The organism is Halomonas sp. GXIMD04776, assembly GCF_049808615.1.
Classification (GTDB): domain Bacteria; phylum Pseudomonadota; class Gammaproteobacteria; order Pseudomonadales; family Halomonadaceae; genus Modicisalibacter.
On sequence record NZ_JBNCAN010000022.1, the window covers coordinates 76505 to 84294 of the forward strand.

Here is a 7790-nt window from a genome sequence, read left to right on the forward strand (position 1 = left end):
AAGGTGCTGATCACCCTTCATGGACGATAGCGTTTTCAACCCACTTCCCGATGTTCTGGCCGGCCCTATCCTCCGCCGTATCGAACCTCAACGCCTGGTGCTATGGCTGATGGCAACGCGCCCTTTAACGTTGAGCCTTGTACTTCATCCGGATCGTCTCGATTCCCGCTCCATCACTCTCGACGAAACGCTGTGTCGATGTGTGCCGGTAGGCCGACATGCCTACGTCCACCTGATCGAGGTAACACTGGAAACAGCCTTACCCCAGGACGTGGCAATCGGCTACGATCTGCGCATCACACAACCTGGTGGTGGTGATACGGGCATCGCCGATTGGGCGCCACACCTGCTGTATGGTGGTGAATCATGTCCAGGATTCGTGATCAAGTCACGCCTGGACAGCGTGTTACATGGCTCCTGTCGCAAGCCACATTATTCTTCCGGTGATGGTTTGGCCCGGGCAGATGCGTGGCTGGCCGAACGTCATGACCAACCGGAGGAGCGCCCCGCTCTCCTGCTACTCACTGGCGACCAGATCTACGCTGATGACGTCGCCGGCCCCATGCTTTCCGCCATTCATGAGCTGATCGAGCGTCTGGGGCTCTGGGGTGAGCGACTCGAAGGCGCGGTGGTGGATGACAGCGACGCACTCTATGCCGCCGAAGATACCTATTACCGACGGCAATGCTTGCTACCCCAGATCAAGTCCACAGAAGCGCTACGCGAACGCTTCTTCGGTGGTGTCAGAAAGCCGGTGTTCACGACGGACAGCGCCGCCAATCACCTGATCACGTTGAGTGAAGTCCTGGCGATGTACATGCTGGTATGGTCGCCGGTGCCCTGGCGATCGATTCGACGTACCGAGCCACCGCTGAGCGAGGAGCATCGAGAACGATTTATCGCGGAACGTGAAGTGATCGATGCATTCGCCAACGAGCTGCCGATGGCGGCGAGGCTCCTGGCCCAGGTACCCACGCTGATGATCTTCGACGATCACGACGTCACCGACGACTGGAACCTGACCGCCGCCTGGGAAGAGACTGCCTACGGGCATCCCTTCTCACGGCGCATCGTCGGCAATGCGCTTATCGCCTACTTGCTGTGTCAGGGCTGGGGCAATGCGCCGGAGCGACTCTCCGTACCGATTAGCCACTTACGGCAATTGCTCGACGCCTGCGGCGATGACGGGTTTCTACCAGTCAAGCCGCAGGACGCGCTGATCACAGAGCTCTTGCGTTTCGAGGGCTGGGGGTTCTGTCTGCAAAGCTCGCCCAAGCTGGTGGCTCTGGATACCCGCACCAGACGTTGGCGCAGTGAGCGCAATCGGCATCGTCCGTCGGGATTGATGGATTGGGAAGCATTGACGGAGCTACAGCAAGAGATTCTGGATGAGCCCTCGATCATCATCGTCTCGGCGGCGCCTATGTTCGGCGTCAAGCTGATCGAGGGCATACAGCGCGTGTTCAGTTGGGCTGGCAAGCCCTTGCTAGTGGATGCAGAAAACTGGATGGCTCATCGGGGCGCCGCAAATGTCATGCTCAATATCTTTCGCCACACCCGCACACCGCGCAATTACGTGATTCTCTCTGGCGACGTGCACTACTCCTTTGTCTACGATGTACGCATCCGCCATCATGAGGAAAGCCCCCGTATTTGGCAGATCACCAGCAGCGGGGTCAAGAATGGCTTTCCCGATACGCTACTGGACTGGTTTGATCGCCTCAATCGCTGGCTCTATGCGCCCTGGTCACCGCTCAACTGGTTCACCAAACGCCGCCGCATGCAGGTAAGCCCCTTCATCCCCGACCGCGCCAAGGCGGGGGAACGCCTGTGGAACGGCTCAGGCATCGGACATGTGCGACTCGACGATCAAGGACGCCCCATAGAGATTCAGGAGCTCGGCGTCGATGGAATCACAGTGCGTTTTCACAGGGCTCGCGATGAGTACTGATCGTCAAATGAGATGGGGCCGCAGGGCCGCCCCTCATCAGCCTGGTTTCAATCGACTCGCAAGCACACCCATCAAGAATCCGTTGGGCTCTCGCCTCCTACCAGGTCCTTATACGCATGCCAGCTGGCATGGCCGAGTACCGGTAGAATCACCGCAAGCCCGATATAGAAGGTCGCCACTCCGATGATGGTACAGCCGGTCAAAATCGCGGCCCATAGCAGCATCGGGCGGAAATTACGCGCAACACTCTTTACACTGGCCTCGATACCCTCCATGAAGGTGAGATCACGGTCCATCAATGTGGGTATTGCTATTACGCTGATGGAGAAGGCGCCAAAGGCCAATACGCCACCGAACACACTACCCACCAGCAACATGCCGAGCCCCTCGGGAGTGGTGAACAAGGCAGAATAAAGATCAATCGGACTGGGCACGTTGAAGCCGAAGAACAGGGCAAACAGCAATGTCGCCACCCGGATCCAGATGATGAAAAAGATCATCATCATCAATCCCATCATGGCAAGCTGCCCGGTATGCGAGGTCCAGGCACCAAACGCATCACCCAAGTTGGGGGTACGGCCTTCCTCAAGACGTTGGCTGATGCCGTAAGAGCCGACCGCTACCAAAGGGCCAAGGAACATGAACCCTGCCACCAACGGCAGTAGCCAATGCCAGAGCCCCAGGTTATAGGCACCGATCGTGACAGCCAGACTGACACCCACCCAAAAAAGTCCATAGGCCAGACTGACCGCCATGGCTTGACGAAAATCGTTGATCCCGGCGATCAGCCATTGCCTCGGCTGATCGATGTCGATGCGTTTGATGATCAATTGCGTACCGGCTTGCGTAGCTGGAGTATTCTTCTTGGCGTCCACCATCATAGCACTGCCCCTTGCACTGACTGCCTGTTACCGGATGCATCCGTCTGGGAACAGCTCCCAGGACACGGATGACTTGTTCAGGATGATGGGAGCGGCTCATCGAACAGGTTTCCATGATACGCCGTTCGCCAGCATGCCTAATCTCAATGTAGTCGACCTTGCGTGAAAGCGCAGCGTTGAACACTCATAGCAGCGAATCGAGTATCCGCATTAGCGTAAAGCCTCCGAGCACGCCCATGGCGGCAAAACGCTCCTGCGTTTGAATCACCACTGATCTAGCGTACGACCAATACCGAGATACCGGCATGACGCATGACATGCTCGGCGTTGGGCCCCAGCAGATAATCGGCAAAGCGACGCTTGTTGTGTGACGCCATGACGATCAGATCGGCATCCACTGCCTTGGCTGATTTGATGATGCCCTCGTAAGGAGAACCATCGGCAATCATGCAATGCGTCTCGATCTCCGGTGGGATATGCTCTTCCACGAATCTTTGCTGGGTTTCAGATAAGAGTGTGTGTGCCTTCTTGTTGAAGTCCGCCGGGAAATAGCTCCCCACCAGCGGCATGCGGTAGTCCGGCAGAACGGTGACGATAAACAGCGTGGCATCGAATGCCTTGCACAACGCCAGCGCCTCCGGCAAAGCCCTCTCCCAGGATTCCGCTGCGTTGAGATCGATGGGCAACACGATCTTTTTGTGCATGACCGTTTCCTCCCTTTAGGCGGTGGCCGTCTGCGTGCGACGGCGGCGCAACTGCAATAGCACTACCAGAGCAAATACCGCCAGCCCTGGAATCCACATCCACTCCTTGTCCCAGCGCTCCACCGGCGCCCTGACCGAGGCGATTTCCTGATCGAACTCGAAGCCCAGCTCTTCCGCCTCACTACCGAATGTGGTCATGTCGACCAGGGTACGCCCATCCTCCTGCATCAATTGCAGACCCAGGTTTTCCATGCGCTCCGTGCCAGTATTGCCTTCCGGGACCGGCACCAGTATCACGAAACTTGTGGGATTGCCGTAAGCATCGAGACCATCGATGCGTACCCTCAGGTTGCTGCCTTTGTCGACATCACCCAGCGCTTGCTCGAATTGGTTCGGTGGTACATCCCGATAAGGATCGTGAATCATGTCCATCCAGAAACCGGGGCGGAACAGCGTAAAGGCGACCAGCAGCAGCAACAGGCTCTCGTACCAGCGATTACGCGTCAGCATGAAACCTTGCGTGGCGGCGGCGAAGACCAGCATCGCAAAGGTCGCGACAATGAAGATCACGACACCCTGAAAGGGGCTCACGTCGATTAACAATAGCTCGGTATTGAAGATGAACAAGAACGGTAATGCCGCGGTACGCAGGCTATAGTAAAACGCCTGAAAGCCGGTGCGGATCGGATCGCCTCCCGAGATCGCCGCCGCCGCAAAGGATGCCAGCCCTACCGGCGGTGTTACGTCCGCCATGATGCCGAAATAGAATACAAACAGATGTACGGCAATCAGCGGCACGATCAACCCGTTTTGCTGGCCAAGCGATACCACCACGGGTGCGAGCAGGGCCGAGACCACAATATAATTGGCGGTGGTCGGCAGCCCCATACCAAGAATCAGGCTGAGCACAGCGGTCAGCAACAGAATCAGTAGCAGGTTGCCCATCGACAGCGTTTCGACCAGGTCCGCCAGGACCAGCCCCACACCGGTCTGGGACACGGCACCGACGATGATACCGGCCGCTGCGGTAGCGATACCGATCCCGATCATATTGCGCGCACCGGCAATCAGCCCATCCCATAGATCGATGAAACCGAGCTTGATGTCCTCCGCCATCTTGCTTTGACCGCGAAAGATGGCGTCTATCGGACGCTGGGTGATCATGATGATGATCATCAATACCGTCGCCCAGAAAGCCGACAACCCCGGCGATAGCCGCTCGACCATCAGACACCATACCAGCACGATCACCGGCAGGATGTAATGCAGTCCGACCATGACCGTGGGCTTGGTCCGAGGCAACTCCGTGATATCGTCGTTGGGATCATCCATCTCGAGCTGGGGGTATTTCGAACCGACTTTCAAGAGTCCCACGTAGATAATGGCCAACGCCACCGCCACCACCCAGGGCGTGGAATCTCCCAGGATCGGTTTGAGCCAGCCTAGACCGTAGTAAACCGCAAACGATAAGGCCATCAGCAACAAAAGCCCGGTCAGGAAACCAATTGCCTTGCGCAGCAATGGCTTGGGCGGGTTACTGCTTTGCAGTCCCTGCATACCGGCCTTGAGTGCTTCGAGGTGAACGATATAGATCAAGGCAATATAGGAAATCAGAGCCGGTAAAAAGGCATGCTTGATGACCTCGACATAAGAGATGCCAACATATTCCACCATCAAAAAAGCAGCGGCCCCCATGACCGGTGGCATGATCTGACCGTTGACGGAAGAGGCCACTTCGACCGCACCGGCTTTCTCGGCAGAAAAGCCAACGCGCTTCATCATCGGAATGGTAAAAGTACCCGTGGTCACCGTATTGGCAATCGATGATCCGGAAATCAACCCCGTCATGCCGGACGCGACTACCGCCGCCTTGGCGGGCCCACCGCGATAATGCCCCAGCAGTGAAAACGCCACCTTGATGAAATAGTTACCCGCGCCGGCCTTGTCGAGCAAAGCGCCGAACAGCACAAACAGGAAGACGAAGCTGGTCGAAACCCCCAGGGCGATACCAAAGACCCCTTGAGTCGTCAGCCACTGGTGATTGACCAATCCATACAAGCTTACGCCCTGGTGTGCCAGCATGGCCGGCATATAGGGGCCGGCGAGTGAATACACCAGGAACACCAAGGCCACGATCGTCAGGGGTGGACCAAGGGCACGCCGCGTCCCCTCGAGCAGTAGTATCAGGCCTGCCACGCCGACAATGACATCCTGCAGGATCGGTGCCCCAGGCCGTTGCGACAGCTGATCGTAAAAGATGTAGATATACGCGGCGGTAAACGCCGCCACCGCGCCCAACACCCAGTCAGTGAGAGGCACCCGATCCCGAGGTGAACGCTTGAGGGCCGGATAGGCCATATAGGCCAAAAACAGAGCAAAGGTCAGGTGTATGGAGCGGGTCTCAGTGGCACTGAAGACACCGAACCCCGCCATGTAAGGCAATGGAGAGGCTACCCATAACTGGAATAGTGACCACCCGGTCGCAATGCCAAGAAAGAGCTTGTTAGGCACTCCGCTGAGCGTTCGTGATCCCGTATCGCTGGAGAGCAGCTCGTCTAGATCCTGCGACGATGATGATGTCTGCTGTTTATCTTCGGCCATGTTTCTTCCCTACTTATCGATGGCAGCATAAAAAACATCCTGAGAGCTCTCGCATGACGAGCCCTACACCAAAAGATGCGCGAGGCCAACTGGCGCCCGCGCATCCCTGGTATATCAGTGACTAATCACTATAGCCGAAGCCATGATCAGTCAATCCAGCCACGCTCCTTGTAGTAACGCTCGGCACCTTCATGTAGCGGTGCCGTCAGGCCCTGGCTGATCATCTGCTCGGGTTCGAGAGTGGAGAAAGCCGGATGTAGACGCTTGAAACGATCAAAGTTCTCGAAGACGGCCTTGACGGTGGTATAGACCACATCCGCATCCGTATTGGCGTCCGTGAGAAGTGTCGCGGCCACCCCGAAAGTTTCGGTATCCTCATCGTTACCCTTGTACAGGCCACCGGGAATGACCGATTTGGTGTAGTACGGATACTTCTCGACGAGTTCATCGACGGCTTCACCGTTGATCGGAACGAGATTGGAATCTACCGTGGTGGTGGCTTCCTGAATCGAACCATTGGGATGGCCTACCACATAGGCCATGGCATCGATGTTGTTGTCCGCCAGGGCGGAGGCCATTTCAGCGGCGGTCAGCTCCGAGGCCAATGAGTAATCGTCCATGGTCCAACCCTTGGCATCCATCAGCACTTCCATGGTGGCGCGCTGCCCGGAGCCTGGGTTGCCGACGTTGACCCGCTTACCCTTGAGATCATCAAACGTCTTGATGCCGGCATCCGCGCGTGCCAGCACCGTCAGCGGCTCGCCGTGCATGGCGAACACCGAACGCAACTCCTTGAACGGCTGATCGAAATTGTCTTCACCATTGTAGGCGCGATAGCCCACATCCGATTGCACGACCCCCATATCCAGCTCACCGGACTTGAGTCCGTTGACGTTGGCAACCGAGCCCCCGGTAGAGGGTGCGTTACATTTGATATTGGCGTCCTTGATACGGTTGACCATGCGGCAGACCGATTGGCCAACGACATAGTAAACCCCTGTCTGTCCACCGGTACCGATGGTAATGAACTTCTGCTCCTGGGCCATGGTGGGAGCGGAGAACATCGCTGCACCGAGTAGCGCACTGGAAGCGATTGCAGCGGAAAGAAAATGTCTTTTCATGCAAGATACCTCATGGATTTGCATTGTTGTGAAACGTTATTTGCCGTCGAGCGTCACTATGTAAACATACCGACTCTACCGTCACGGTGCAAAAGGCATTGCTAAACTTATGCTGTCGATCCTATCAACGATGTGAATATTCTTTCTCAAGATTAGTCCACCCTTTGCGTTTGCGGTACGTTAAACTCGGCTTGACTTACCGTTTCGTACAGGACTAATACTTTTGAGATAGCCGCTGCGAATGCTCCCTATGACGACACAACCGCTCTTCGAATGCCTGCAAGGTAATATTGCCAAGCAACCTGACATGGACGCTGCGGCCAGCCACGAATGCCGATCGCTGCGTCATATCCGCTTCGTGCTCTTCGATGAGGAAACAACGCGACTGCATCAGAAAATACTGAATGACCTATCCCGGATATTGCACCAGACATGCAAAAAGCGGCTGAAAATCGGTTATAATTCAAGCTCCTATACAAGAACCAACCGACTCAGCCGCCATGACAAAATGTACCACGCCGACCGCCGCCTT

General features: G+C 56.4%; 6 protein-coding genes. 2 read left to right on the plus strand and 4 right to left on the minus strand.

Annotated elements, in window-relative coordinates; all coding sequences use genetic code 11:
* Positions 1–19 precede the first annotated feature (19 nt).
* Positions 20–1951 (plus strand): alkaline phosphatase family protein, encoded by a 1932-nt coding sequence (locus ACPF7Z_RS15000; protein WP_425194060.1) that lies wholly within the window; start codon positions 20–22, stop codon positions 1949–1951.
* Between the two features lie 71 nt (positions 1952–2022).
* On the opposite strand, the gene ACPF7Z_RS15005 is transcribed toward ACPF7Z_RS15000, so the two are convergent.
* The 4 genes from ACPF7Z_RS15005 to ACPF7Z_RS15020 all read right to left on the minus strand — a co-directional run bounded on the left by ACPF7Z_RS15005 (position 2023) and on the right by ACPF7Z_RS15020 (position 7258).
* Positions 2023–2832: a DUF2189 domain-containing protein gene (locus ACPF7Z_RS15005; RefSeq protein WP_425194061.1), complete on the minus strand. Its 810-nt coding sequence runs from the start codon at positions 2830–2832 to the stop codon at positions 2023–2025.
* Between the two features lie 275 nt (positions 2833–3107).
* Positions 3108–3536 carry a universal stress protein gene (locus ACPF7Z_RS15010; RefSeq protein WP_425194062.1) on the minus strand — a complete coding sequence of 143 codons (429 nt, stop codon included), beginning with the start codon at positions 3534–3536 and terminating at the stop codon, positions 3108–3110.
* A gap of 15 nt (positions 3537–3551) precedes the next feature.
* Positions 3552–6137, minus strand: a complete 2586-nt coding sequence (locus tag ACPF7Z_RS15015; protein ID WP_425194063.1) for a TRAP transporter permease — start codon at positions 6135–6137, stop codon at positions 3552–3554.
* 146 nt (positions 6138–6283) lie between these two features.
* Positions 6284–7258, minus strand: a complete 975-nt coding sequence (locus tag ACPF7Z_RS15020) for a TAXI family TRAP transporter solute-binding subunit (RefSeq protein ID WP_425194064.1) — start codon at positions 7256–7258, stop codon at positions 6284–6286.
* 250 nt (positions 7259–7508) lie between these two features.
* Here ACPF7Z_RS15020 and ACPF7Z_RS15025 point away from each other — a divergent pair.
* Positions 7509–7790 (plus strand): hypothetical protein (locus ACPF7Z_RS15025; protein WP_425194065.1); only part of this gene is annotated, 282 nt, incomplete at its 3' end.

Excerpts from the sequence above, each read along its gene's own strand:
- ACPF7Z_RS15005 (WP_425194061.1), bottom strand. The coding sequence starts at position 2,832 with ATGATGGTGGACGCCAAGAAGAATACTCCAGCTACGCAAGCCGGTACG.
- ACPF7Z_RS15010 (WP_425194062.1), bottom strand. The coding sequence starts at position 3,536 with ATGCACAAAAAGATCGTGTTGCCCATCGATCTCAACGCAGCGGAATCC.
- ACPF7Z_RS15020 (WP_425194064.1), bottom strand. The coding sequence starts at position 7,258 with ATGAAAAGACATTTTCTTTCCGCTGCAATCGCTTCCAGTGCGCTACTC.
- ACPF7Z_RS15000 (WP_425194060.1), top strand. The coding sequence starts at position 20 with ATGGACGATAGCGTTTTCAACCCACTTCCCGATGTTCTGGCCGGCCCT.
- ACPF7Z_RS15015 (WP_425194063.1), bottom strand. The coding sequence starts at position 6,137 with ATGGCCGAAGATAAACAGCAGACATCATCATCGTCGCAGGATCTAGAC.